This window comes from Gulosibacter massiliensis, from assembly GCF_900626105.1.
In the GTDB taxonomy this organism is placed as follows: Bacteria; Actinomycetota; Actinomycetes; order Actinomycetales; family Microbacteriaceae; genus Gulosibacter; species Gulosibacter sediminis.
In genome coordinates this window covers 1,516,351-1,541,312 of sequence record NZ_UYZX01000001.1, presented here as the reverse complement: position 1 = coordinate 1,541,312, position 24,962 = coordinate 1,516,351, and the positions used below count along the sequence as shown (strand labels likewise).

The 24,962-nt window shown below is 67.1% G+C and carries 19 protein-coding genes; 6 read left to right on the top strand and 13 right to left on the bottom strand.

The annotated features are described in order from the left end of the window. Positions 1–41 precede the first annotated feature (41 nt). Together EJL01_RS07410 and EJL01_RS07405 are read right to left on the bottom strand one after the other, a co-directional pair. On the bottom strand, positions 42–1,841 hold the full coding sequence (locus tag EJL01_RS07410) for a rhamnan synthesis F family protein (protein ID WP_164509750.1): 1,800 nt from the start codon (positions 1,839–1,841) through the stop codon (positions 42–44). A 2-nt stretch (positions 1,842–1,843) separates the two neighbouring features. Next, positions 1,844–3,550, bottom strand: coding sequence for a rhamnan synthesis F family protein (locus EJL01_RS07405; RefSeq protein WP_164509749.1), 1,707 nt, complete (start codon positions 3,548–3,550; stop codon positions 1,844–1,846). A gap of 190 nt (positions 3,551–3,740) precedes the next feature. Between EJL01_RS07405 and EJL01_RS07400 the strand changes: the two genes are divergently transcribed. The 3 genes from EJL01_RS07400 to EJL01_RS07390 are packed head-to-tail and all read left to right on the top strand — an operon-like array spanning position 3,741 to position 7,217. After that, positions 3,741–4,676, top strand: a complete 936-nt coding sequence (locus EJL01_RS07400) for an ABC transporter permease (RefSeq protein WP_125106926.1) — start codon at positions 3,741–3,743, stop codon at positions 4,674–4,676. Between the two features lie 3 nt (positions 4,677–4,679). After that, positions 4,680–5,921, top strand: a complete 1,242-nt coding sequence (locus tag EJL01_RS07395) for an ABC transporter ATP-binding protein (protein WP_125106925.1) — start codon at positions 4,680–4,682, stop codon at positions 5,919–5,921. 54 nt (positions 5,922–5,975) lie between these two features. Next, on the top strand, positions 5,976–7,217 hold the full coding sequence (locus EJL01_RS07390) for a glycosyltransferase family 2 protein (RefSeq protein ID WP_125106924.1): 1,242 nt from the start codon (positions 5,976–5,978) through the stop codon (positions 7,215–7,217). Here EJL01_RS07390 and rfbA read toward each other — a convergent pair. From rfbA to EJL01_RS07375, 3 genes are read right to left on the bottom strand one after another with little or no spacing between them, the layout of a single operon-like run. Further along, positions 7,214–8,092, bottom strand: a complete 879-nt coding sequence (rfbA, locus tag EJL01_RS07385; RefSeq protein ID WP_125106923.1) for a glucose-1-phosphate thymidylyltransferase RfbA — start codon at positions 8,090–8,092, stop codon at positions 7,214–7,216. The two genes, EJL01_RS07390 and rfbA, sit on opposite strands and share 4 nt — an antisense overlap. Beyond that, entirely contained in the window at positions 8,092–8,712 is a 621-nt protein-coding gene (locus EJL01_RS07380; RefSeq protein ID WP_125106922.1) for a dTDP-4-dehydrorhamnose 3,5-epimerase family protein, read from the bottom strand. The genes rfbA and EJL01_RS07380 overlap by 1 nt, the downstream gene beginning before the upstream one ends. A gap of 5 nt (positions 8,713–8,717) precedes the next feature. Then, the gene (locus tag EJL01_RS07375) at positions 8,718–11,498 is read right to left on the bottom strand and encodes a YfhO family protein (protein ID WP_164509748.1); all 2,781 of its coding nucleotides are present in this window, start codon (positions 11,496–11,498) and stop codon (positions 8,718–8,720) included. A 299-nt stretch (positions 11,499–11,797) separates the two neighbouring features. Between EJL01_RS07375 and EJL01_RS07370 the strand changes: the two genes are divergently transcribed. Next, complete coding sequence (locus EJL01_RS07370; protein ID WP_164509747.1) at positions 11,798–13,444, top strand: ArnT family glycosyltransferase; 1,647 nt, start codon at positions 11,798–11,800, stop codon at positions 13,442–13,444. On the opposite strand, the gene EJL01_RS07365 is transcribed toward EJL01_RS07370, so the two are convergent. The 6 genes from EJL01_RS07365 to EJL01_RS07340 form a co-directional block, all read right to left on the bottom strand. Then, entirely contained in the window at positions 13,441–14,673 is a 1,233-nt protein-coding gene (locus EJL01_RS07365; protein WP_125106919.1) for a polysaccharide pyruvyl transferase family protein, read from the bottom strand. The two genes, EJL01_RS07370 and EJL01_RS07365, sit on opposite strands and share 4 nt — an antisense overlap. Further along, on the bottom strand, positions 14,670–15,602 hold the full coding sequence (locus EJL01_RS07360; protein ID WP_125106918.1) for a lysylphosphatidylglycerol synthase domain-containing protein: 933 nt from the start codon (positions 15,600–15,602) through the stop codon (positions 14,670–14,672). The genes EJL01_RS07365 and EJL01_RS07360 overlap by 4 nt, the downstream gene beginning before the upstream one ends. Positions 15,603–15,605: 3 nt before the next feature. Continuing rightward, positions 15,606–16,739 (bottom strand): nitroreductase family protein, encoded by a 1,134-nt coding sequence (locus tag EJL01_RS07355; protein ID WP_125106917.1) that lies wholly within the window; start codon positions 16,737–16,739, stop codon positions 15,606–15,608. Positions 16,740–16,829: 90 nt separating this feature from the next. Next, positions 16,830–18,179, bottom strand: coding sequence for a UDP-glucose dehydrogenase family protein (locus EJL01_RS07350; protein ID WP_125106916.1), 1,350 nt, complete (start codon positions 18,177–18,179; stop codon positions 16,830–16,832). Positions 18,180–18,233: 54 nt separating this feature from the next. Further along, positions 18,234–19,616 carry a glycosyltransferase family protein gene (locus tag EJL01_RS07345; protein ID WP_125106915.1) on the bottom strand — a complete coding sequence of 461 codons (1,383 nt, stop codon included), beginning with the start codon at positions 19,614–19,616 and terminating at the stop codon, positions 18,234–18,236. After that, complete coding sequence (locus EJL01_RS07340; protein ID WP_125106914.1) at positions 19,616–20,788, bottom strand: glycosyltransferase family 4 protein; 1,173 nt, start codon at positions 20,786–20,788, stop codon at positions 19,616–19,618. The genes EJL01_RS07345 and EJL01_RS07340 overlap by 1 nt, the downstream gene beginning before the upstream one ends. Before the next feature lie 30 nt (positions 20,789–20,818). Between EJL01_RS07340 and EJL01_RS07335 the strand changes: the two genes are divergently transcribed. Beyond that, positions 20,819–21,712: an NAD-dependent epimerase/dehydratase family protein gene (locus EJL01_RS07335; RefSeq protein ID WP_125106913.1), complete on the top strand. Its 894-nt coding sequence runs from the start codon at positions 20,819–20,821 to the stop codon at positions 21,710–21,712. Here the strand turns inward: EJL01_RS07335 and EJL01_RS07330 are convergent. Together EJL01_RS07330 and EJL01_RS07325 are read right to left on the bottom strand one after the other, a co-directional pair. Next, positions 21,709–22,680: a lysylphosphatidylglycerol synthase domain-containing protein gene (locus EJL01_RS07330; RefSeq protein WP_125106912.1), complete on the bottom strand. Its 972-nt coding sequence runs from the start codon at positions 22,678–22,680 to the stop codon at positions 21,709–21,711. The genes EJL01_RS07335 and EJL01_RS07330 overlap by 4 nt on opposite strands. Positions 22,681–22,689: 9 nt before the next feature. After that, positions 22,690–23,811, bottom strand: coding sequence for a glycosyltransferase family 2 protein (locus tag EJL01_RS07325; protein WP_125106911.1), 1,122 nt, complete (start codon positions 23,809–23,811; stop codon positions 22,690–22,692). 166 nt (positions 23,812–23,977) lie between these two features. Here EJL01_RS07325 and EJL01_RS07320 point away from each other — a divergent pair, with 166 nt between their 5' ends. Further along, positions 23,978–24,931: a glycosyltransferase gene (locus EJL01_RS07320; protein WP_164509746.1), complete on the top strand. Its 954-nt coding sequence runs from the start codon at positions 23,978–23,980 to the stop codon at positions 24,929–24,931. Positions 24,932–24,962 lie beyond the last annotated feature (31 nt).

The window sequence follows — 24,962 nt, the reverse complement described above, 5'->3', positions numbered from 1 at the left end:
GAGGAGCATCGATGCTCCCCGACCCGCTTCGGTCGCCTCGGCTAGCGCCGCAGCTTGGCTTTGTCGGCCCGCAGCCCGCGGAAGGCCCGGCTCAACACCCGCCCAACGCCCGGAACCTTCGCTTCGGCACGCGCCCAAACCAACCGCCGCAGTACCTGGCGAATCGGCCAGGTCTGCCCTCGACCCCGCAGCGTCTGCACCTGCTCGAAGCCATAGGCAGGCAGGTACTCCCCGATCGACGAGAGCTTGTACTCAAGGATCGGCTCACTCACCGACGCGACGCTCGGGCTCGTCACAGTCTTCGCGTAGTAACCGCTGCTGAACACGACGTAGCTGATGAGGCGCTCGAGCACGTGCGCGAGCGAACCGTCGCGGTACGCGCGCGCATCCGGGAACTCAGTGATGCCGAAGTTCGCTTCGAGCAGCGGCGCCAGCGCCTCCCGACGCGCGATGAACATCGAGCCGTACGGCGAGAGCGGGGTATTCGCGTCGAACGGCGTCGTGAGCCCGAGCCGGGGCGCGAGTGCCTCGGCCGGCGCACGGTTGAGTGACCAGGCGTGGCCGAGGGTCGGTAGGCCCATGTGAATCGTGGGCGGAAACACCATTCCGAGCTGCGGCTCGGTCTCGAAGAGCTCGTAGACGTTGCGCAGGTACTGCTCGCTCGCGAACAGGCTCTCGAACAGGTGGCGGCGAAACCAGCCGCTCACCGACGGCGGATCCTGCACCGAGCGCTTCGAGTGCAGCTTCACCACCACGTCGATTTCCGGGTCGCGCAGCACGTCCTCGCAGTCGATGAGGAAGGCGGTGATGTCGCGGCCGAGGTTGCTCGTCACCGCGCGCACCTCGACGGAGGCGAAGCGCGGGTCATCACCGATCTTCGCCTCGAGCGCCGCGCGGCGCGGCTCGTCGGCGGCGGTCGCATACAGCCGCACCTCGCCGGGGATGCGCGCCGCCAGCTCGAGCAGTTCGTCCGCCATGTCGAGGTAGTAGATGTGCGCGATCACCGCCGTCGTGAGCGAGACCGGCGACTCGGGCGCGACGTTCGTCGGCAGCACCTCGGCCATCGAGAGGTTGGTGTACCAGGTGCGCGGCGGCACGGCGGTGAGCAGCTTCGACCAGATGAGCTCGGTCGGGAACCCTCGCGCCGCGATGCGGTCGAAGCTCTCGCGCGGCACGATGCCCCACCGATCGTTGAGCATCGGGTCGATCGTGAAGGTGCGCCAGGGCACAAACTCGAGCCCCTCATCCAGCAGCCGAACGATCGAGTCGCGCAGGAAGTAGTGCTCGTTGTCGGCCACCCGCGGATGCACGGCGCTGAGGTTGAACCCGGCCTCGCGCAGGCCCGTGGTGAAGGCCGCGAACTCGCCCCCGGTCGCGGCGACGACCTGCCAGAAGCGTGCCTCGACGAACACCCGGCCGCGCAGCGCGAGGTACGGCACGTCCGTCGCTTCGATGCCGTCGCCGCGCTCCGGCTCGACGAGCGTCGAGCCGTCCTGATCCTCACCCCGCACCCGGGGGAACCCGGAAGGCGGCCGGATCGGGCCGAACAGCGAGTCGTCGAGCACGAGCACCTCGTCGAACTCCTGCAGCGCCGCCTTGCCGAGGCGCTGCTCCAGGATGCGGAACACCGCGCCGAACGCGTCCGTGTCATCCAGCTGCCACAGCGAGCGGGTCAGGCCCTCGATCTGCTGGCGCTCGGGCGCCGGGGGCCGCTTGCCCTTGCCGTAGAGCACGACGAGCTGGTCGCTCGCGGCCGACGCGGCGCGCAGCAGGTGCAGCGTGGCCGCGCTCGGACGCGCGTCAGGCCCCAGCAACACGACCGCGATGAGGCGTTGCGACACGGTTAGCGCCCCTTCTTCTTCACGACGCGCGTCACCGCGCGCTTCGCGGCGCCAAGTTTCTTCCGCGCCGACTCCTCGCCCTGCAGCACGACCTTGGCGGTCGACGGCGCCTTCGTGCGCAGCCAGTCCCCCACGAGCGGGCGTATGAACGAGTTCGGGTGCTCGAGCGGGCCGAGGAACGGCGCGCGCTGTTCGGGCCCGAAGCGCGCGCTCGCGTCGGCAAACTTGTACTGCAACACCTGTGACGAGCGCACGAAGTCACCGCGGCGCGCGGCCTCGGAGGCCACGAAGCCGTTGGTCTTCGCCACGTCGGCGGCGAGCAGGTCGAGGACGAGCTCGAGCTCGGCCTCGTCGACCTCCGCGAGGCGCACGAGCGAGTCCCAGCCGCCGACCGCCTCGACGCGCGCCGGCAGGTCGGCGAGCGCGGCGGCCCGGTAGGCGGCGACGCCGACGAACGGCGCCAGCGGGGCGTACCGCTCGAGCGGTCCGATGAGCCGCAGCGCCGTCGAGACCCGCTTCGCGGCGGCCTCGAGCCCCCGCCAGCCGTGGCCAAGGCGGGTGCCCGCCCGGTGCTCGGCCAGCGGCACGAGCACGCCGAGGCGCGCATCCTGGTCAAACGCGGCAAGGGTGTCACCGAGGCGGTCGACGATGCCACCGCGAGCGCGGGCGAGCTGGTTGTCGTCGAGGTTCGTGTTCGTGTACTCGGCGGCCGGGCCGTCCCGAAGTTCGTCCTCGGTCACGCCGTCAACGACGAGCACCTCCGCTTCGCCGAAGGGGTCGTGGGCGTCGCGGAGCCAGTCGCGCCAGATGCGGCCGGTGCGGAGCGCGAGGCGAGGCGACTCGGGAGCCGCCGCCGGTGCATCCGCAACGAGGTGGAGCAGGCCGAGCCCGGTCGAAAGCGCGCGCGCCGGGGTGCGGCGGATCACGCCGTCAATGAGCACGTCGCGGGGGAAGCCGAGCGCCAGAGCCTTGGCCGTGACTTCACTCGCCGCGACGTCGCGCGTATCGAGGTCGACGAGGTCGTGAAAGTAGAGGCGCCGCTTGAACATCGGGCAGCCGTCCTCCAGCAGCAGCAGGGGCTGCTCCATCGAGACGTTGTTGACGGAGTAGTTCTCGGCGGGGTAGGCGCTCTCCCACGCGTACCCGAGGTCGCCGAAGTGCCGGGTGAGCGCCGCCTCGAACACCGTGATGACGTCGTGGTACGACATGCCGTTCGGCAGGCTCGACCAGTAGTCCCGGAAGTCCGCGGTGTTGACGAGGCTCTTGCGGAAGGCGATCCAGTAGGACTGCAGGTGCTCGGGCATGATGCCCTTACCGAGCATCGGATGCGGTGAGACGGCCACGTGGTCGGTCAGGCCCCAGAAGTCGATCGGCTTCGGGTCCATGCGAGCGAAGAGCTCGTCGAACGTCGTGATCGGCCCGAAGAAGGTGTAGTTGATGAGGAGCACCTCGTCGTACTCGGCGAGCTTGGCGTAGCCGACGCGGCCGATCGCGCTGCGGTACGCGCCCGAGTCGAAGCCGACGTTCTCGCGCTCGAAGACCTCGTCGATCACCGCATCCAGGCGCTCGCGGGACTCCTGCTGCAGAAACCCGTTTGAGACGACCATGATGTGCTCGACGTGGGGGCGCAGCCCGTTCAGCGTGTGCAGCACCGCGCTGTCAACGTACCCGTCGGGGTCGTAGAGCAGGAAAAACACAAACCGTCGCACGCACATCTCCTTGGTTGACTGCAGCTAAGACTAGCGAGGCGGGCCCGGGCGAGCGCTAAGGTGGCGCCGCCGCGGGTGAAATCGCCGCCGTATCAGGCGACCAACATTAGACTTTCACCAGCGTGACCTGCGATCCCCTGGGAACTCCGTCTTTTTTGCCCGCAACCCCGCAGGGTCACCCAACACTTCTATGACGTACTTCAATGAAATGCAGCAGGTTTCAGACGAGCGCATGCGCCGCCTGGCCTCACTTGAGCTCGAAACGCGCAAGCAACCCCGCAACCCGATTGCGGGGTTTGTCACCGCGATCCGCGAGCTGCGCGAGCACCGCAATCTGCTCGGCCTGCTCGTGCGCCGCGAGGTCGTCGGCAGGTACAAGGACTCGGTGCTCGGCTTCGCCTGGAGCCTGATTCGCCCGCTGACGCAGCTGCTCATCTACTACCTCGTGATGGGGCAGTTCCTCGGTGCCGCGCGCTCGATCGAAAACTTCGCGGTCTACATCTTCACCGGGCTGACGCTCTACAGCCTCTTCTCGGAGACGCTCACGGCGATGACCGGGTCAATCATCGCGAACGCCGGCCTCGTGAAGAAGGTGTACCTGCCGCGCGAGATCTTCCCGCTCGCGACGCTCGGCTCGTCGCTGTTCAACTTCATCCTGCAGATGGTGATTCTCGTCGCCGCGGCGCTGCTCACGGGCTCGCTGACGTTCGGCTGGCACCTCATGTACGGCCTCGTGTCGGTCGTCATCATTTTGCTCTACAGCACCGGCCTCGGACTCATCCTCGCGTCGACGAACGTCTACTTCCGCGACGTGCAGTACCTCGTTGAGGTGCTCATGATGCTGCTCATGTGGTTCAGCCCGATCGTCTACTCGTGGACGTTCGTGCACGACGCGTTCGTGAACTTCGGTGTGCCGTGGCTCACCGAGATCTACATTGACAACCCCCTCACGCTCGCGGTGCTTGGGTTCCAGGTCGCCTTCTGGCAGCCGAGCTCCCCCACTGCCACGTTCCCGCCCGAGCTGATGTCACGCATGGGCATCGCGATCGTCTTCGGGCTGATTCTCGTGTGGGTCGGCCAGCGCATCTTCGCGCGGCTGCAGGGCAACTTTGCGCAGGAGCTGTAACGAATGACGAGTAAATCTACTGCGGTTAAAACGGCCCGCCCGAACGTCGTCGAGATCCGCGACGTCTCCAAGCGGTTCGTGCTGCACAAGGACAAGTCGCTCAAGGAGCGCGTGCTGCACCCGCGGCGCTCCCGCGAGCACCGCGACGACTTCTGGGCGCTGAAGGACGTCAATCTAGAGATCGAGGCCGGCAGCACGATCGGTCTGATCGGACCGAACGGCTCCGGCAAGTCGACGCTCCTCAAGACGATCGGCGGCATCATCGAACCGACCTCGGGTGCGGTCTATTCGCGCGGCCGCCTCGCGGCGCTACTCGAGCTCGGCGCCGGCTTCCACCCCGACCTCACGGGCCGCGAGAATGTCTACCTCAACGCCGCGATCCTCGGCATGGACCGCGAGGAGACCGAATCGCGCTTCGAGGAGATTGTCGATTTCTCGGGCATCCGCCCCTTCATCGACACCCAGGTGAAGTTCTATTCCTCTGGCATGTACGTGCGCCTCGCGTTCGCGGTGGCGATCAACGTCAACCCCGACGTCCTGCTGGTCGATGAGGTGCTCGCGGTCGGTGACGAGGCCTTCCAGAAGAAGTGCCTCGACAAGATCAAGCAGTTTCAGGAGGAGGGCCGCACGATCGTCATCGTGTCGCACTCCCTCCCCCAGATCGTCGAGCTCTGCACCCGAGCCGTCGTCATGGGGCACGGCCATGTCATCTTCGACGGCCACCCCGAGGATGCGGTGAGCATTTTGCGCGCCGGGTTCGACTCCGCCGACCAGGCCGAGTCCGAGCAGGGCCGGCTTGAGCGCGACCGCGCGCGGATCGAAGAGATCGCCCGCCGTCGCCAGCTGGTGCAGATCACCAACGTCACTTCGACGCCCAGCGAAGGCGAGGACCTGCTCCCCGGCAGCACGCTCGAGGTGGCGGTGACCTTCGAAACCCAGCTCGACTTGACGGCCTGGGACCTCACGGTCGCGCTCGTGAACCAGCTCGGCACGACCGTGCTCGTCACGTCGACGCATGTCTCCGGCCTGAAGAACGCGCCCCTCGGCATCGGCGAGCACACGATCAACTTCACGCTGCCGAACCTGTCGATGGGCGCGGGCGAATACCTCGTGACGACAACGTTCCTGGACGACCAGCGCCACGAGCTCTCCCGCCGTGAAGACCTCGGCGGTTTCCGCGCCGTGACGGGGCCGGAGAGCATCGGCCCGGTGTACGCCGACGCCTCTTCGACCTTTCTCGACTAGGCCTGACAGACTGAGCCGCGAGCGCGCGACCGCGCGCGGAGACAGGAGGAAGCAGTGATTAGCGCACCCGAGCCCGTGCTCGTGCTGACCCTGATGGTTCGCGACGAGATCGACATCATCCGTACCTGGCTCGACTATCACCTCACTCAGGGGTTCGCGCAGATCATCGTCACCGACAACGGCTCGGTCGACGGCACTCGCGAGGTGCTCGGCGAGTACGCGGAGGCGGGGCGCATCGAGCTCCACGATCACCCGGTGCAGGACAAGCGCCAGTACGAGGTCGTCACCGCCATGGCCCGCCGCGCCGCAAGCCAACACGGCGCCACCTGGGTGTTCAACTCCGACGCCGACGAGTTCTGGGTCACCGGCTCGGGCGAGAAGCTGGCGGCAGCGGCCGCCCGTCTCCCTAACCCCACGGTCTCCTACCCCATCCCCGTCGTGAACATGTTCGGCCCCACGCTGGAGAGCGGCTTCGACATCGCGGCGGCGGTGTGGCGCGACGAGCGCGAACCCGAGGCGCTCCACCGCGTCGGCCTGCACGCGCATCCGACCCACAATCTCATCCACCCGGGCTCGCCCGCGGTCGAGGTCGCCCAGGGCAATCACTTCTCGTCGTTCCCCCAGGCCGACGAGCTCCCCGCCGACGTCGACATCGAGGTGCTGCACTTCCCGATGCGCTCGTGGCAGCAGTACCGGGCGCGCGTCCGGATGGCCGGCGAGATCTACGACGCGAGCCCCGACCTGCAGCCAAGCCCCCGTCACCACATCATGCGCGACTATCGCTGGGACGCGGCGGGCGTGCTGAAAATGTTCTTCGCCGCCCGGCACCCGCAGGGCCGCCGGGCCGAGGGCTTCCGCCGCGACGCGCGCCTCGTGGAGCGGCTCCCTGCAAATAGCACGGGCCACTTCCCCGCGGTGCCCCTCGGCCCGACCGAGGCGCGGGAGCTCGCGCAGCGGTTCTCCCACCTGGGTGCCGTGGTCGTGGCCCTCGAGGACGCCCGGGTGGCCGACCTAGCCCTCGCGGACGCGCGGTTTGTGGAGCTCCAGACACACAATACCGCCCAGCACGAGGCCATTCGGGCCTACGGGGCGAAGCTCGCGGAGCTCTCCGACTGGGCCGAGGAGCGCGAGCTGTTCGTCAGCCGCTACGAGCAGATGAAGGAGCGCATCCGGCGGCTCGACCAGGACCTCACGCGCGCCGAGGGCGAGTTAGAGGACTTCCGCAGCCGTCGCATCGTGCGGGTGGCCGAGGCCCTGACGGCCCCGGCGACCCGACTGAAGCAGCGGCTGCGCTAGGCCTGCTGCTCTTGCGCCTTGAGGATGCGCTTCAGGTAGCGGCCGTACCCCGACTTCTCGAGCGGCGCCGCGAGTTCGCGCAGCTGATCGTCGTCGATCCACCCGGCGCGCCAGGCGATCTCCTCGATGCAGCCGAGCTTGAGCCCCTGGCGGTCTTCGATTACCTTGACGTACTCGGAGGCCTGCATCATCGACTCGAACGTCCCGGTGTCGAGCCAGGCCGTGCCGCGGTCGAGCACGTGCACCTGCAGCTCGCCGCGCTCGAGGTACTCCGCGTTGATCGACGAAACCTCGAGCTCGCCGCGGTCGGACGGCTTCACGTTCTTCGCGATCTCCACGACGCGGTTGTCGTAGAAGTAGAGGCCGGGAACCGCGTAGTTCGACTTCGGCTGCTTCGGCTTCTCCTCAATCGACAGCGCCTTCATGTTCTCGTCGAACTCGACGACGCCGTAGGCCTTCGGGTTCGCCACCTGGTAGGCGAAGATGAGGCCACCCTGGATCTCGCCGTGGGCGCGCAGCGACGAGCCAAGGCCGGTGCCGTGGAAGATGTTGTCGCCGAGCACGAGCGCGACTGAGTCGTCGCCGATGAATTCCTCACCGATGATGAACGCCTGCGCGAGCCCGTCGGGCGAGGGCTGCTCGGCGTACTCGATGCTGATGCCGAGGCGCGAGCCGTCACCGAAGAGCGCGCGGAACTGCGAGTTGTACTCGGGCGTCGTGATGATGAGGATCTCGTTGATACCGGCCATCATCAGCGTCGACAGCGGGTAGTAGATCATGGGCTTGTCGTAGATCGGCATCAGCTGCTTCGAGATGCCCTTCGTGATCGGCCACAGCCGCGTGCCCGATCCGCCCGCGAGAATAATTCCCTTCACTACTTTGCCTCCTTGGGCTCAGCGTTGAGCTGCTCGTAGAACTTCAGACACTCCTCGTAGTCGGGCAGCAGGCCCTGATCCTTCGCCTTCAGCAGGCCTGGTGCCTCGGTGTCCTTCGGCGAGAGCAGCAGCTCCGACGCGTCGATTTCGAACTCGAGCCCGACCGTCTTGCAGAGCGGGTTGATGCCGTGCTCGCGCCCTGGCGCGTAGGTCGCCGAGCAGAGGTAGCTCACCGTTGAGTCGTCCTCGAGGGCAACGAAGCAGTGGCCCAGGCCTTCGGGGATGTAGATCGCGCGGCGGTCGACGGTGTCGAGCCGCACGCTGTCCCACTGGCCAAACGTCGGAGAACCCACGCGAATATCGATGACGTAGTCGATGACCGCACCGCCAGTGCACGTGACGTACTTCGCCTGGCTCGGCGGTATGTCAGCGAAGTGGATGCCCCGGACCGTGCCGCGCTTGGACACCGAGGTGTTGCCCTGTTGCAGGTCGAGCGGGTGCCCGACCACCTCTGCCAGCTGGTCGAAGCGGTAGTACTCGTAGAACACTCCCCGCTCGTCAAAGAACTGCTTCGGCGTGACCTCAAAGGAGCCAGCAATGCTGAGTTCGCGGAATTCCATAGGCCCTAGTCTACGAGGCGACTCGACGATATGCCTGCCCCCGAACCGCTCGCCTCGGCTCGGCGCCGGCGCCCCACGACGGCAATCCCGACCCAGACCGCCACCATGGCCGCGAGTGAGGCACCCGTGACGACCGCGCCGGTGACGAACCCGGGCGAGCTGAACTTGAGCTTCAGCTCGTAGCTGCCGGCGGCCGGGACGTAGACGGCCGCACCGGCGTGCTCGGCCGGGAGCAACTCCGCCGGTTCGCCATTCAGGGTCGCGGTCCAGCCAGACCGTCGCATCGAATCCGCGATCACGACCCAGCCCGGCCCGTCGGCTTCGATCTTGACGTTTGTGATGTCCAGATCGTCCGACTGCTCGACGGTGACCGTGGCGTCGCCGCCGCCCGCCTCCGCCGTCGGCGACTCGAGCACGACCTCGTCGGGCTCGGCGTCGTCCGCGAGGTAGTCAAGCCGGTCCTGTGGGTCCTCCTTCACGACCTCCGAGCTCGCCCACCGGATGCGGTCAAGCGCGGTGTCGCGCTCTAGGATCGTCACGTCGCCGGCCAGCACGACGTTGAGCCCATCATCGATCGGCCGGAGCACATCGACCTCCGGCTCCGCGTCGTCGTCCGCCGCGCTCGTCAGCTCGATCGAAGCATCCGGGGTGTCGGTCGACAGGCGAAGCTCCCATGCCTGGTCGTCGTCGAGTTCATCCGCGTCGAATGCCAGGAAGATGTCCTCGTCGATTTCGCGCAGTTGTTGGGTGTTGCTGGCGAGGACCTCGCCGTTCGGCGCCACGATCTCGGCGAGCAGGGTGACGCCCTGCGGCGGAATGTTTTCGGCGGCAACACTGTGCACCATGACACCCCGCAGGGGGCCGCTGCCGCTGGCGGTGACCTGACCCGCGTCGCTCCCGAGGTCGATCGGTAGCGCGGCGTTTCCGCCCTCGTCCTCGACCTCGCCGGGGAGGGCAACGTTCGACGGTACGAGCGCATACGCGACGCCATACCGGTCGAGGATCTGATCGTGGACCGTCTGGCTGAAGCCGGCCGCGTCGAAGCTCGCGTAGGTCGGCGTCAGCAGCGCCGACGGTTGCACCTCGGTGATGAGGTCGCGCCACTGCGAGGTCATGAACCCGCGGCCACCGAACATGCGAATCTCATACACGCTGGACGTGCCCATGTAGATCGCGTTCCCGTACGAGATCACGCGATTCTCTCCGATCGCGTCCTCGAGGTAGGTCGTGGCCTGGGTGTCCGGGTAGAACGTGTCGGCATCATTCACGGTCCACCAGGTCTTCATGACGTGGGCCGCCGGCACCGCGACAATCACGAGGACGGCCGTGCCCGCCACCACCTTGAGCCAGGCGACCGGGTACATCCGGAGCAACGCGACGAAGAGTGCAATCGCCACGACGCAGATGAACGATGCCACGATCCACCGCTCCGCAAACACCGGGGAGGGCGAGTTCACGACAGCGGCGACGGTGGTTCGGAAGAGCATGTAGGCCACGAAGACCGCCGTTGCCCAGCCGAGCAGGTCAAGAATCCGCGCTCGCCGTGACGTCACTGGCATGACCCGCGCCGGGCGCAGCAGCACCTGCAGCCCGAACGCGGCCATCACGGCGATCAAGAACCCCGAGACGCTGCGCATCCGCCCGAAGAGGCTCGTGCCGAGGGCGGGGAGGTCCTGGATCAGGGCGAGCAGCGGGCCACCCCAGAACATGGCGGCGGTCACGAGAATCGTTACGATCGGGAAGAACCAGAAGATGCCGGCGCGCTGCCCGACGCGACGCCAGAGCAGCAGCGCGAGGCACGCGAGCGCCAGCGCGCCCGCCCCGGCGTAGTTGAAGAGTTCGACGACGTTGACGTCGATCCACACACCCGTGGCATCGGGGAGCCCCATGACATATGGCAGCACGGTGCTCGAGAGGGAGACCGGCTGCAGGATCGCGCCCACCTGGGTCTGCCTGGCGGCAAAATCCACGACGTCGCTCGCGTTCAGCGCAAACGGGAGCAGGTGGATCGCCGCGAGCGCGAGGCTCCCGACCACGCCGGCGCCGTACCGCAGGGCCTGCATGCCGAGGTCGATCACACGCTCCCGGGTGCTGCCGTGCCAGAGCGTGAGCGCGCGCACGACCGCATAAGCCGTCACCACGTACATCGCGTTGACCGTGACGCCGGGGAAACCGCCGAGCCACATGCAGGCGAGCACGACGCTCAAGATCGGCACCGCGGTCCATTTTCGGCTGGCGATGAGCTTCTCCACCGCCCAAAACAGCAGCGGGATGAACGCGGCCACGCGGGTCTGCGGCCAGCCCGTCCACGCCACCATGAACCCCGAGCTCGCATAAATAATCGACGCGAGGGGCCACGCGGCCCGCGTGATGCCGAGCCGGCGCAGGAAGAGCGACGAGCCGAGCGCGATGACCGCGATCTCGAGCAGCTTGACCACTGCCGGGGCCAGCTCCATCGGCAGCACAAAGTACGGCAGGCTCAGGGGTGACAGATACGCGCCATTCGGCAGCCCCGCCAGCTCGCCGCCGCCGAGCTGATACGGATCCCAGAACGCCAGGTCACCGCGAGACATTGCCTCGTGCATCAGGATGGTGCGCGGCAGCACCGAGTCGACGGTGTCGGACACCAACACGTTGCCGGGCACCAGCATGGTGTCGGTGACCGACCAGTACGTCGGCGACTGCGTGAGGATGTTCGTGCTCGCGAACACGTTGCCGGGGAGCAGACCCGGCAGCACCGTCAACACCACGATTAGGGCGAGAGCACACCAGCCCGCAGTGGCCACGAGGTTTTCGACCGTCGCGAACCGCCCTGCTGCCGACCACAGCCGAGCACCTCGTGATGTCGCGGGTTGCTGCACTAACTGCCCTTCGCCGGGGGAACGCGCCGATGGATGTGAACTGAACGAGCATATCGCCACTCCAATGCCCCAATGAAGCGCTGCTCCCCGTCTCCCGCCCGGCGCTTCGCCGCGCCTGGGGTGACCACGGTGGGATAAATTGACGGATGACCTTTGACGCTCACGAGCGCGCAACTACGCCCCGGTCAGCGTCCTTCCCCGAGCCCCGAGAAAAGCGAGTTTTCGTGTCGTCAGTCGTCGTTCCCCCCGCCACCAGCGAGACCGCAGGCGGCGAGCCGGCACCGCCGAGCCACGGCGCACGGCGCACGTTGACGACCGACGCCTGGTATCGCCTCGGGATCGCCGGGATCGGCGTCGTGTTCTTCGTCATGTCGCTGCTCTCGGCACTGAACACCCCCTACTTCGATGGCCCGGATGAGCACGAGCACGTGAACTCGGTGTCGCGGCTCGTCGACGGCGGGGGCTGGCCGCTCCCCTACGAGGCGCCGATGCAGGGAACGATTATCCAGGCCCAGCGGGACAACGGGGTGAAGATCCAACCCGTTGACACGGCCGCGCCGCAGGTGTCGCCCGAGGACCGCGGGAACTTCGCTGGCCCCGCAAGATACGCCAACCGGGGCGTCGACGCGATGGTCCAGCATCCCCCGGCCTATTACCTGGCGGCCGCCGGGGCCGTCTGGCTCGCGGGCGGCGAGGATCTCCGCTGGGACCACGCGTACATGGTGATTCGCGGCACCTCGGCACTGTTCATGGCCGGCGCGATCCCGTTCATCATCGGCGGCGTGCGGTGGGCCACGGGCCGCCGCACGGCGGGCCTGCTCGGCGGTGCTGCCCTGCTCCTCGTGCCGTTCTTTAGCGTGATCGGCGGGTATGCCTCGAACGACACCCTCCTCACGCTGAGCGCGAGCGCGACCATGTATTTCCTGCTGCGCTACTGGCGCGACCCCGAGCCATCGCGGTGGCTGCTGCCCCTTGCGGGTGTGGCCTACGGCGTGGCCTTGCTCACCAAGGGCTTCGCGCTCTTCCTGGGGCCGACCGTCGTCTTCCTTGCGCTGCTCGGCGTTTGGCGGCACCGCAACGGCCTGCTCCGCGGCATCCTGCGGCTTGCCGTGCCCGCGGTCATCGCCGTCGCGCTGGGCGGCTGGTGGTGGGTTCGTAACTACCTGGTCCTCGGCACGGTACAGCCGAGCCGAGCCGGGCAGCGCGAGCACCTCACGGAGGCGCTCCCCGGTTACGACTTCGGCTTCTTCGTGAGCAACTTCTTCGAACGCCTCAACAACACGTTCTGGGCGCGCGGCGCGCTGCCCGAAGAGATTCCGCAAATTGCCGCGGTCGGGGTGATCATCGCGTTGGTGGTGGCGCTCTGGCTCCGCAGGACTCGCGTGCCGCTGCTCGTGACCGCCCTCTACCTGGTCATCACGATGTCGACGATCTTCGTAAACGCCCACGCGATCTACTTCGACCTCGGCGACCCTGATCGCGGGGTCCAGGGGCGTTACCTGTTTTCGGGCTTGATCACGCTCGCCATTGCGGTCGGTGCCGTCTGGCTCCTGCTGCTACGCATCCGGAAGCCGGTCGCGCGCGCCGTGGTCGCCGTACTCGGCGTCCTCGTGCCGCTCGGGGTGAATTTCGTGACGGTGTTCTGGCTGGCCGACCGTCAGTGGCTGCTGTTCTGGCAGTCGCGCGGCGCGCTCTGGGAGCGCTCCAACTGGCGGGCAGACTCGGAGTGGTATGGGGCTGTGCCGCACTGGCTCGACGTCACGCTCATGGGCGTTGGCGCTGTCGCGTGCGTACTGGCCTGCGTCGCCGTGACGAAACTCGCGCTGGCCGCGCCGCGGGTGGGCGCGGACGCCGAGACTGAAGAACGTTAGCGCTGCGCGCGCAGGATGCGGACGATCTCTTCGACCTGCACGCGCGACTTCGCCTTCACCTCGGGCAGGGACTCGCTGAGCTTCGCGCGCACCTCGTCCTCGTTCGCCGCGAGGCGGTCGAACTCGCCGCGCAGGTGGGCCTGCGAGAACTTGTCCTTGCCGAACGCCCACTCGGCGAGGCCGAACATGTCGAGCACTTCCTGGTACTTGTGGCTCCAGCCGATGACGAGCGTCGGCACCGCCATCGCGAGTGACGACACCATCGCGTGGAAGCGTGACGCGACGAAGAGGTCGCAGAGGCCGATGACGTGGCGCAGGCCCTGTGACGACATCTCGGTGTCGATGAACAGGAGGTCCTCGCTCGCGTCGATGCGCTCGGCGAGGTCGCGCACCATCGGGAGGTCATTGTTATGCGTCTTGTCGGTGCCCGTCCGAACGCTGTGCGGGATGAGCGCGACGCGGTAGCCGCGTTCGGAGATGAGGTACTGGGCGAACGAGGCGAGTTCGCCGACGTAGTCGCCGCCGTCGCCGTCGATCTTCTTCTGCATCACGACACTCGGCGAGATGCCGACGACGGGCTTGCCGCCGAAGAACTCGACGTCGAACTGCGTCTCAGCCTCGCGCTTCTCGTCGTCGGTGAGTTCGAGTAGGAACGCGTAGTCGGCGCCCGGCACGGTGTTGGTCAGGCCGAGTCCGTCAAGGTGCTCCTGGGTGATTGCACCCCGCGAGATGATCTTGGCCATCTTCGGCAGGAACACCTTGGCGGCAGCCTTGTTCGCGGGGTTCTCGAACGGGCCGAGCGCCTGCGCGCACTTGAAGACGGGCACACCCTCGTTGAGCGCGGGCAGGATGCTCGCGACGTTGTAGACGAGGAACTTCTCGCGGCCGTCCACGAAGGTGATCCCGCCCTGGTCGAGCAGGATGTCGGCCTTGGCGAGGGCTCGCGCGGCCGGCGAGTTCGTACGCAGGGTGCGGCGCAGCGGCGGCAGCAGGCGGTACGCGAGCGCCGCAGAGTTGATCTTCACGCCGAGCGTGAGCGGATCGGCGGCCACGATGTCGAGGTTCGGGTAGGTGTTGAGCTTGCGGTCCTCATCCGGGTACATGCTGAGGAGGGTGAAGCGCACGTCGCCGAGCTCCTCGGTCAGGGTCTGCATTGCGCTCTCGAGCATGGCGGCGGCACCCTTGTTCCCCGACAGGGCCGAACCGATGATCACGATGTTGTAGGTCACTGCTGCTTGAGCCTTCCCTTGTTGAGGACGAAGTAGATGAGCGCGACGAGGGCGTCGGAGACGGTGGCGCACAGGCGTGCCACCAACGTTACGACGATCGCCTGCGCGACCGGAATGTAGGCGCTCAACAGTGCGACGGCCACCGCCTCGCGCACGCCAAGCCCGCCCGGCACGAAGATCGCGAGCATGCCGATGATGCTCGCGAGGATGTAGGTCGCGGCCACGCCGAAGACCCACTCCGGGCGCATCCCCACCATCGACTCGACGATGAAGACGAAGCCGATGCCGTTGAGGATGCGCGGGATCAGGTAGCCGAGCTGGAAGCCGACGAGGGGCAGCGGGCGGATCACGTCGCTCGCGGCGAAGGGCTTGCGCTTGACGAGCGCGAGCGCCTTGTTGAGCAGCCAGTAAAACGCCTTCGGGAAGAAGATGATGAGCATCGGCACGACTACGAGCAGCGGCAGGAACAGGCTCGCGTTCGAGGAGAGCTCCTCGCTGAACATGAAGACGACGGGGATCGAGAGCAGCACGCTCGCGATCACCATGAGCACGTTCTCGTAGATGACCGAGTTCGTAACCGTCTTCTTGCTCAGGCCAACCTTGTTGCCCCAGGCAATCTTGTTCAGCACCGAGCCGACCTGGCCCGGGATGTACTTGAGCACCCATGACGCGGCATGGATGCGCACCGCATCCGAGATTGACACCTTGGTGCCCGACATGTAGGCGAGCAGGCGACCCCAGAGCAGCCCCGACACGACGACCGCCAGGGTGAACAGCACGGTGCCGCCGACCAGCCACCAGTCGAGGTGGAGGTCGACGTCGCGCAGTGCCTCGATGTTGTTCGAGAGGGCGCGCCAGAACAGCAGCGCGATCGCGATGATGATGACCCAGGGCAGGATCTTCGACGCGAGCTTGAGCGCCTTCTTCAAGGGCTACTTCTTCGCGTTGATCGACCGGATGGAGTCGATCGACTTCTTCTGCGAGAACGGCACGCCGCCGTCTGGATCGGCGTAGCCGAACGCGATCAACATGATCACGCGCTCGCTCGCATCGAGGCCGAGCGCCTTCTGCATCTGGATCTCGAGCGGCTCGAAGTCGGGCCAGTTGATGATCGTGCTGCTCAGGCCGAGCGTCTCAAGGCCATAGATAAACGACATCGCGGCGAGCGAGGAGTCCACGTAGATCGCGTGGCGGTCGCGCGGGCTGAAGTAATTCTCGAGCTTGCCAACGACGACCGCAATGGCCGGCACCTGCTCGGAGTAGCCACCGGTGCCGAAGGGGATGCCCGCGACCTCGCGCGCCATGGCCGGGTCGGTAAAGACCTTGAACTCGTAGGGCTCGCGGTTGCACGCGGTCGGCGACTGGCGGGCGACGGCGAGGGCCTTGTCGACGAGCTCGGTCGGCACCTCGCGCTGCTCGAACCAGCGCACGCTGCGGCGGTGGGTGGCGAGGTTGAGCATCTGGTCATAGGTTACGCCCGGCTCGGTGCGCTGGCCCGCGAGGAACGGCGAGCGCGAGACGACGTCGGTCACGGCGCGGTCAGTCGGCTGCTCGTCGATGCCCTCGACCGGGTCGAGCGTGCCGATGACGTTCTCGAAGCGTTCCTTCGCCTCGGCGATGACCGGGTTGCTGAGGTCGACCATGCCGAAGTACGCGGTGAGCACATCCTTCGCCCAGGCGATCTCGTTCGGGTCGACGCGCACGGCGCCGCTGCGGCGGCTCAGCGCACCCTCGAGAAACTCGATGGTCTCGCCGAGGTAGTCGAGCGCGAACACGTCGCGGCGCGGCTGCATCACCATGCCCTTTTCGAGGCGGTGGATGTTGCGGCGCAGGCCCACGTTGTTGCGCTGCGGGCGGTTGATGTCGCGGTAGTAGTGGCTGCGGCCGCGGAGAACGGCGTACTGCTCGCGGTTGAAGGTCGCAAAACCGACCGTCGAGTACAGCGTCGCAGTGAGGCGGTTGGATGCCGCCACGGCCAGCACGGCCCGATTGGTGCCGTTGTAGACGGCACGGACCTGTGGGTTCGCGAGCACGTTCTTGGCGGTCGATTTCAGCTTCTTGAGCATTACTTCGAGGCACTCCTTTTTACTCTGTCCTCGAGACAGACGTTCAAGCGTACGTCAGGCCCGTCAGGCGTGACAAGGGAAGGTCGGGGGCTACCGGCCCATGCCGAGGTAGGTGAATCCCGCCGACTCCCAGTTCGTGCGGTCGAGGCAGTTGCGCCCGTCGAGGACGACGCGGCCTGCCGCGAGCTTCGCGACGTCCGCCGCGTCCAGCTCGCGGAACTGCGTCCACTCGGTGAGCACCGCGATCGCATCGACGCCGGTGACGGCCTCGTCGATCGAGTCGATGAAGTTCAGGTGGTCAGCGAAACGCGCGACCGTCGGGCCCGCCTTCGGGTCGGTCACGCGCACATCCGCGCCGGCCGCCGCGAGCTGGCGGGCCACGTCCACGGCCGGCGAGTCGCGAATGTCGTCGCTGTCGGGCTTGAACGCCGCGCCGAGCACCGCGATGGTCTTGCCCTCGACGCTGCCGCCGAGCGCATCCGCGAGCTTCGCCACCACGCGCGAGCGCTGGCGCACGTTCACGGCGTCAATGTCGCCGAGGAAGTCGAGCGTGTCGTCGAGACCGAGCTCGTCGACGCGCGCCTGGAACGCACGGATGTCCTTCGGCAGGCAGCCGCCGCCGAAGCCGACACCGGCGCGGAGGAACTTCTTGCCAATGCGGTCGTCATAGCCGATCGCCTCCGCTAGCGTCGTCACGTTGCCACCGGTCGCGTCGCAGATCTCCGCCATCGAGTTGATGAACGAGATCTTCGTCGCGAGGAAGGAGTTCGCCGCCACCTTCACGAGCTCGGCCGTCGCATAGTCGGTGACGACCTTCGGCGTCTCCGTCCAGTCGCGACCCGCGTAGGTCTCACCCGAGAGGATCTTCGCGTAGGCGCCGTCGAGCAGCGCCTCGGCGCGCTCCGCCTGGGCCGGGTCCACCGGCAGGCCGTAGACGAGGCGGTCGGGGCGCAGCGTGTCGTCGACCGCGAAGCCCTCGCGGAGGAACTCGGGGTTCCACGCGACGATCGCGCCCTTGGCCGCGAACTTTTTCGCGAGCGTGGCCGCGGTGCCCACGGGCACGGTCGACTTGCCCGCAACCAGCGATGGGTTTTCGGGGTGGTCCGGCAAGACCGCGAGCAGCGCATCCGTCGCCGCGTGCACGTACGTGAGGTCGGCGCCCTGGCCGTCCTTGCGCTGCGGGGTGCCGACGCCAATGAAGTGGATCTCGGCATCCGCCGCGTCTGCGAAGTCGGTCGAGAACGTCAGGCGGCCCGCCTCGACGTTTCGACGCAGGAGCTCGTCGAAACCAGGCTCATAGAACGGGGCCTTGCCCGCCGAAAGCAGCGCGACCTTGTCCGCATCCGTGTCGATACCGACTACCTGGTGCCCGACCTCCGCCATGCTGGCGGCATGCACCGCGCCGAGATACCCGCAACCGATTACAGAAAGCTTCGTCATGCCGACAATGTTACCGGCGAGCGGACGCGAGCCCGCTGCAGACAGGCGGCGGCGTTATCGAAGCAGGCCGGTAATGGATGCGCTGTAGAGCAGCGCGAGACCGCCCGCGCTGAACAGGGCGGGCTTGTCCCAGCCCCGCTCCTGCACCACCAACGCCACCACGAGGTAGGCGAGCGGCAAGTACGCAATGCCGTAGCGCGTGGTCATGCTCGGGAAGTACATGCCCTGGTCGGTGAGCGCCTCGAGCTGCACAAAGAACGGGGTGATGATGAGGCCGGCGAGCAAGACGAGGTTCGCGATGCTCGCAGACGAGCGGCGACGGAAGACCACGAGGGCGAGGAAAGGAATCACCACCATGAGGATGCCGAGCACCTTCGCGGAGAACTGCGCGCCCCAGCCGTTGAGCTGCGGGTGGATCCAGTAGCCCTGGCCGATACCGAAGAACGCGAGCGGCGTCGAGACGAGCAACTCGCCGATCGGCAGACCGGTGAATGGCGCCGTCGAAAGCCCCTGCATCGGGGTGATCCAGTTGGGGTCGCCCCGGCCGGAATGAACGAGGTTCCAACCCACGTACACGCAGATCAGGGCGACCGCAGAAACCACCGCGAGGAGCATCTGCTTGGTGCCTCGAGGCCGGTCTGACTTCACGAACTTGATGAGGCCGTTGATGCCGACGTACGCGGCGACGATGACCAACGGCAGCGAGATGATTACCTTCGATCCGGCGGCCAGCAGCATGCTCACGCCCGCGAAGATGATCGGCACCTTGCCCCCGTTCACCACCCGGCCAAGGATGAACACGCTCGCGGCTCCCGTCAGCGTGGCCACCGCATCCGGGTTCACGGTCGCCCCGGAGTGCATCACCATGGGCGTCGCGATGAGCGCGAGGGCAGCGGTTGTCGCCGGGGCGACGCGCACCCGCCAGGTACGGATCGCGAGATAGCTCGCGGCGATGCCCAGTGCGACGATGCCCGCGCTGACGAAACGCGCCGCGGTCACGAAGTTGATGTCGACAACCGAGGAGATTGCATTCGCGGTGACACCGGCAACCGCGTAGTACACGGGCGGGTGGAAGAAGTTGTACTGGTAGGCCGAGTACATGAAGTTGTTAGGGTCTTCGGCCTCTGGGCTGCCGCAGGGCGGCACACCAAATTTCGCGTCGCCGCGGCAGGACCAGTCTTCGAGGATCTCCGGGGACGCCTGGTCGCCGGCCGCCGGAATCTGACCGTGCGAGATCTTGAAGGCATAGTCGGCATGCGTGTACTCGTCGTATCGCGAGTACTCGGGGGCCCGCACGATTGCCACCAGCGAGATCAGGAGCACCGCGAGCGCAAGCAAGGCGGCAATGATCACATCGCGGCGCCCCAGCGGATGCGAGTTCGTCGCGGCCGAGATCGGCTGGGGGTCGTGGCGTTGAGCAGTTGCGGCGGAAGACATTATTCCTGGCTGGCGATGATGCGGTGCAAAATATCGGTGTATCGGCGCCCGATGGCTGCCTTACTGTACACACTCTGGGCGCGCTCGGCAGCCGACGAGCCGAGGCGGGCGCGAAGTTCGGGATCTGCCGCCAGCTCTTTGAGCGCCGCGACGATTGCCTCGGGGCTGCCAGGCTCGACAAGCGCACCCGTTTCGCCCGGAATCACCGCCTCCGAGATGCCGGGGAGGTCGGAGGCGATGATGGCGCAGCCTGCGCCCATGGCCTCAAGCAGCGCCACCGGCAGGCCGTCCTGGTCACCGCTCGAGGACGGCACCGAGGGGAAGACCGCGACGTCCGCCTTGGCGTACTCCTCGCGCAGCGTCTCGCGCCCCTGCTTGCCGAGGAACTCGACGCCGGGCCCGGCCTCGGCCTCGAGCTCGGCACGGAGCGGGCCGTCCCCGATCACCCGCAGGCGCCAGGTGCCCGGCTCGAGCATCCGCACCGCGCGCAGCAGGTGGGTGAGGCCCTTCTTTTCGACCATGCGGCCGACAAACACGATGGAAAGCGCGTCGTCGTCGCGCTCGACTCGGGGGCGCACCGTGTCAAGGTCGGCGCCCATGGGGACGACCTCGACCCGATCGGCGGGCATCCCGAGGGCGCGGACCTGTTCGGCCATCTCCTCGTTCATCACCGTGACGTAGCTCGCGCCGCGGAGCACCCAGCGCTTCAGCGCTCGCAAGGGCGCCGCGTTCAGGGCGTAGAGGTCGCCGCCGAGCGTGGTGATCAGCAGGGGCGTGCCCGGCGCGACGAGGCGCGCGACAACGCCCTGGGGGATGATCCAGTGCGCGTGGATCGCCGCTGGATTGCCGTTGCGCACCGCCCGACGCGCGGCCAGCGCCTCCGAGATCACGAACGGAACAACCTGCAGCCACCGGCTCTTGCGTTCCCGCAGGTTCTCGATGATCGCGCCCTCGGCGAGGTCCTCCCACCGGCGCGGAAAATAGCGGAAGCGGCGGACGCGGAAGCCGTTGCGTTCTTCAGTTGCCTTGGACCCGGGGACTGACGGCACGACGAGCGCGGTGTCGAATTCCTTGGCGACCTCGCCAGCAAGGTCGGAGACAAACTCAGGGGTGCCATCGCCAGCCTCTGCGGGGAACGTTGACGCGAGCACCAGTAGCCGGGTTCGCGCCACGGGCCACTCCCTCCAGTAAACTCAAGAACGATGTCGCAAGTATTCCACACGCAAGGCTCGCCAGAGATCGCCGTTGTCGGCGCGGGTGGCTTCATCGGTTCCCGCACGCGGTGGCTCGCCGAGCAGCAAAATGTACCCACGGCTGCGTTCACGCGCGCCAATCCGCTGGTGCTGGACGGCGAGCTGAATCCGGGCGCCCGAGGCGTCAAGACCGTTGTGTGGTCCGCGTCCATGATCACGCCTTCGGTGGCCGAGTCTTCGCCCGAGGCAGTGCTCGAGGAGCGCGAGCAGTTCAGCGAAGCTGTGCGAGTCTTGAGTCAGCAGGAACAGCGGCCGCGTTTCATCGTGCTGTCCTCGGGCGGCACCGTCTATGGCGGCACGAGCGCCCCCTACTCGGAGGACGACACGCCGCATCCGGTCAACCGCTATGGCGCCGCTCGGCTCGGCCTCGAGCAGGTCGCGTTTGAGTCGGCCCTGAACGCGATCGTGCTTCGCGTGGCAAACGCCTACGGCCCCGGGCAGAAAGCGGTTCGTGGCCAGGGCGTGATCGGCCACTGGTTCAACGCGATCCTCGAGGGGAAGCCGATCACCGTGTACGGCGACGGCACCACGGTGCGCGACTATGTGTATGTCGACGACATCGCACGCGCGATCCTGCTCGCCCACGCGTCAACGACGCTCAACGCGAATCACATTCTCAACATCGGCTCGGGCGAACCGACCACGCTCACGAAGCTCGCGCGCCTGTGCCTGCGCACCGCGGACAGCAACTGCGAGATTCGCTACGAGGAGCACCGCGGCTTTGACGCGCCGACGAACTGGCTCGACGTCAACGCGGCCGCCGCGCAGCTTGGCTGGAGCCCCAGCATCACCCTTCGAGAGGGTCTCAAGCACACCTGGGACTCGATGCAGGCGGGCCGCTAGTTCGCCTCGTCCTTGGCGGGGCGGTCGCGCAGCGCAAAGCTGCCCAAGCCGAGCACGACGTCGGCGACGGTCGAGAGCACGCGGGCGAGGAGCACCACGACGATGAGTTCGCCTGGGCCCAGGAAGCCGGCGAGCATGGCCGCGAGCACCACCTCGCGCACGCCCAGTCCGGCGGGCATGAAGAACACGATGAAGCCGATCGCCCACGAGAGCGAGTAGCCGCCCGCGGCGAGCAGGAACGACGGCACGCTCGCCGGCATGCCGAGCTGCACGGCAATGAGCCACACCACGGTGCCCGAGATCAGCCAGCCAAGCAGTGCGTAGAGGGTCGACTTCAGGATGCCCGCGCCGCTGAGCGGGTGCTCGAGCGGTGGGCGCCGCGCCAGCCGCAGCGCGAACGCGATGACGCGGTTGAGCACCGGCGGGATCAGGAAGACGATGACCACGGGCAGCAGCGCAAACAGCCAGACCGACTGCGAGAGCGGCACATGCCCGGTAAACGCCAGCCCCGGCACGGCGAGGATGCCCGCGCTCACGATCGACACCAAGACCGACACGACCATGGCGGAGAGCGAACGGCGACGGGGAATCTCGCGCTGCGCCCCCATTTCGACCACCGCGAGGTAGTTCCACACGCCGCCGGGCACATACTTACCCAACTGCGAGATGAAGAACAGCTTGCTCGCGTTGCGCACCGAGATGTCGGTGCCGAGGTCCACGAGAATCTCGCGCCAAGAGAGCATGGTCACGAACACGTAGACGATGGCGAGCACCGTGGTGATCGCGAGGATGCCGCCATCGAGGCGCGTGAGCGCGTCGCGAATGTTGTCCCACTGGCTGATGACGGCCCACACCGCGAATGCGAGCGCGATGACGAGGAAGAGGACCTTCACCACCGGCGAGCGCAGCGCTGAGAGCACCTTCGAGAGGGCGCCCTTGGGCGCCTGCTCGGGAGAAGTTTCAGTCACGGTCGGCGGCTAGCGGGCCTGGTGATCGCGGCGATCCTGCTGCGCGCGCTCCCGGTCCAGGTGCTCGCGGTTCAGGTGCGGCTGCACGATCTGCTGGATCGCGTCGGTGCGCGGGAAGCGCTGCACCTCGTCGACACCAGCGATGTCGTCGGGAAGGTCGATAACGGTGTACTGCGTGCCCGCGACGTGCGGTCCGCCGAGCTGCACGCGCTTGACGCGCTCGAGGACGTCCTCGAGGAGCACACGGTTCGTGCGCTGGAGGTCGGCGATCACCAGCAACACGTATGACATGAACGCGGCGAGCAGCATCACGGCGCCGAAGAGCAGCGACTGAATGTGGTCGCCGTGGGTGCCCAAGATGAAGAGGACAAGGAATCGCACGAACGGGATCAGGCCGAGCACGAGCATGATCGTGCCGATCGTGCCGAGCACGACGTGCGGCTTGAACATGAGGAACGAGCGCGTGATCGCGGTGCCCGACTTGAACATGTGCTGCCAGATGTTCTTGAAGAGGCGCGACTCGCGGGTCTTCGCGTTCGTCTCCACCGGCACCGAGGCGATGCGCAGTCGCTTGTTGCCGGCCTGGATGATCGTCTCCATGCAGTAGCTGAACTGCGTCACGACGTTGAGACGGAACAGCGAGTTGCGCGAGTAGGCGCGGAAGCCCGACGCCGCATCCGGCAGCTGCGTGCCCGCGGCCATGTTCACTACGTCCGAGCCGACCTTCTGCATCGTCTTCTTGAACGGCGAGAAGTGCGCGATCTTCGCGGTCTGACGGTCGGCGATGGCGATGTCGGCCTCGCCGGCGATGACCGGCGCGAGGAGGTCGGGGATGCGGTCCTGCGGGTACTGGTTGTCGCCGTCGGTGTTCACGACGATGTCGGCACCGTGCGAGAGCGCGTAGTCGACGCCGTCGCTGAACGAGCGCGCGAGGCCCATGTTGCGGGCGTGGAGCACAAAGTGCTCGACGCCGAGTTCGCGCGCGACTTCGACCGTGCGGTCGGTCGAGCCATCGTCGATGACGAGTATGACGACCTCGTCGACCCCCGGGATCTCGCGCGGGATCGAGTTGATCACGAGCGGGAGGGTCTCTTCCTCATTGAGGCAGGGAATCTGAACAAAGACGCGCATATGAAGGGTTCCTGACACAGGCCAAGCGAACAAGTACCTATAAATGGTAGCGGCCAGGCGGGAAAACGCCCGGTTGCCACAGCGCGGAGTGGACTCTGGGTCCTTCAAGGCCGCTCGCCTACCATCGTCAGCGTTGACCTACTCCCCAAGGCCATCAGAGAGCTACATGACCCATTCGACCCCGCCGCGCATCCTCGTGCTGCTGACGACGCACAACGGTGCGGCGTTTCTCGAGGAGCAGCTCGACTCCGTGCTTTCGCAGCGCGGTGTCGACGTCGACGTGCTGGTCTCGGACGACAACTCGACCGACGGCACCACGGGGTTGCTCGAGCGTTACGTCGCGGACTTTGGCCACCGCATCCGGCTGCTCGAACCGGGCGTGTTCGGCTCGGCCACGGCGAACTTCTTCCGGATCATGCGCGAAGCTGACTCGACGGGCTACGACGCGATCTCGTTCTGCGATCAGGACGACGTGTGGGTGCAGGGCAAGCTCGAGCGGCACTTCAACGTCCTCTCGCTGCCGAACGGCCTCGACGGGCTCGGGCCATACTCGGGCGTGTCTTCCAACGTGACCGCCTTCACCTCAACCGGAGAGCGGCAGCTCGTCGTCAAGAACCAGCTGCAGCGCAGCGCCGACTACATGTTCGAGTCGGCGGGCCCGGGGTCGACGTTTCTGCTGCGGCCCGCGGCGTTCGACCTCGTGCAGCGGCAGCTCCGCTCCCCCGGCAGCGTGGCTGACGCAACGGCGGCGCACGACTGGCTGGCCTACGCGCTCGTGCGGGCATCGAGCGGCCGGTGGTTCATCGATGGCGAGTCCACGGTCGAATATCGGCAGCACGGCAAGAACGCCCTCGGGGCGAACGAGGGCCTGAGCCAGTACGTGCGCCGTTTCCGATCGATCGCCAACGGCAAGTTCCACAGCAATGCGATGCACATGGTCGACGCCTGTCTCGAGGTCGCATCGCCAGACGAGCGACGCCGGCTCGAATGGACCAAGCGTCGCCTCGACCGGCTGTCCTATCTCGACCGGCTACGCCTCGCCCGCCGCGTCTCGGAGTTCCGCCGGCGCCGCCGCGACCAGCTCGCCCTGGCCGGGACCATCGCGTTCGGCCTCTTCTAGCCCAGCCCCGCGGATCCCCCGGGAGGCAGCC

Coding starts and splice junctions, on each gene's coding strand:
- EJL01_RS07355 (WP_125106917.1), bottom strand. CDS start 16,739: ATGCTCAAGAAGCTGAAATCGACCGCCAAGAACGTGCTCGCGAACCCA.
- EJL01_RS07345 (WP_125106915.1), bottom strand. CDS start 19,616: ATGTCTTCCGCCGCAACTGCTCAACGCCACGACCCCCAGCCGATCTCG.
- EJL01_RS07320 (WP_164509746.1), top strand. CDS start 23,978: ATGACCCATTCGACCCCGCCGCGCATCCTCGTGCTGCTGACGACGCAC.
- EJL01_RS07380 (WP_125106922.1), bottom strand. CDS start 8,712: ATGGAATTCCGCGAACTCAGCATTGCTGGCTCCTTTGAGGTCACGCCG.
- EJL01_RS07335 (WP_125106913.1), top strand. CDS start 20,819: ATGTCGCAAGTATTCCACACGCAAGGCTCGCCAGAGATCGCCGTTGTC.
- EJL01_RS07350 (WP_125106916.1), bottom strand. CDS start 18,179: ATGACGAAGCTTTCTGTAATCGGTTGCGGGTATCTCGGCGCGGTGCAT.
- EJL01_RS07395 (WP_125106925.1), top strand. CDS start 4,680: ATGACGAGTAAATCTACTGCGGTTAAAACGGCCCGCCCGAACGTCGTC.
- EJL01_RS07325 (WP_125106911.1), bottom strand. CDS start 23,811: ATGCGCGTCTTTGTTCAGATTCCCTGCCTCAATGAGGAAGAGACCCTC.
- EJL01_RS07400 (WP_125106926.1), top strand. CDS start 3,741: ATGACGTACTTCAATGAAATGCAGCAGGTTTCAGACGAGCGCATGCGC.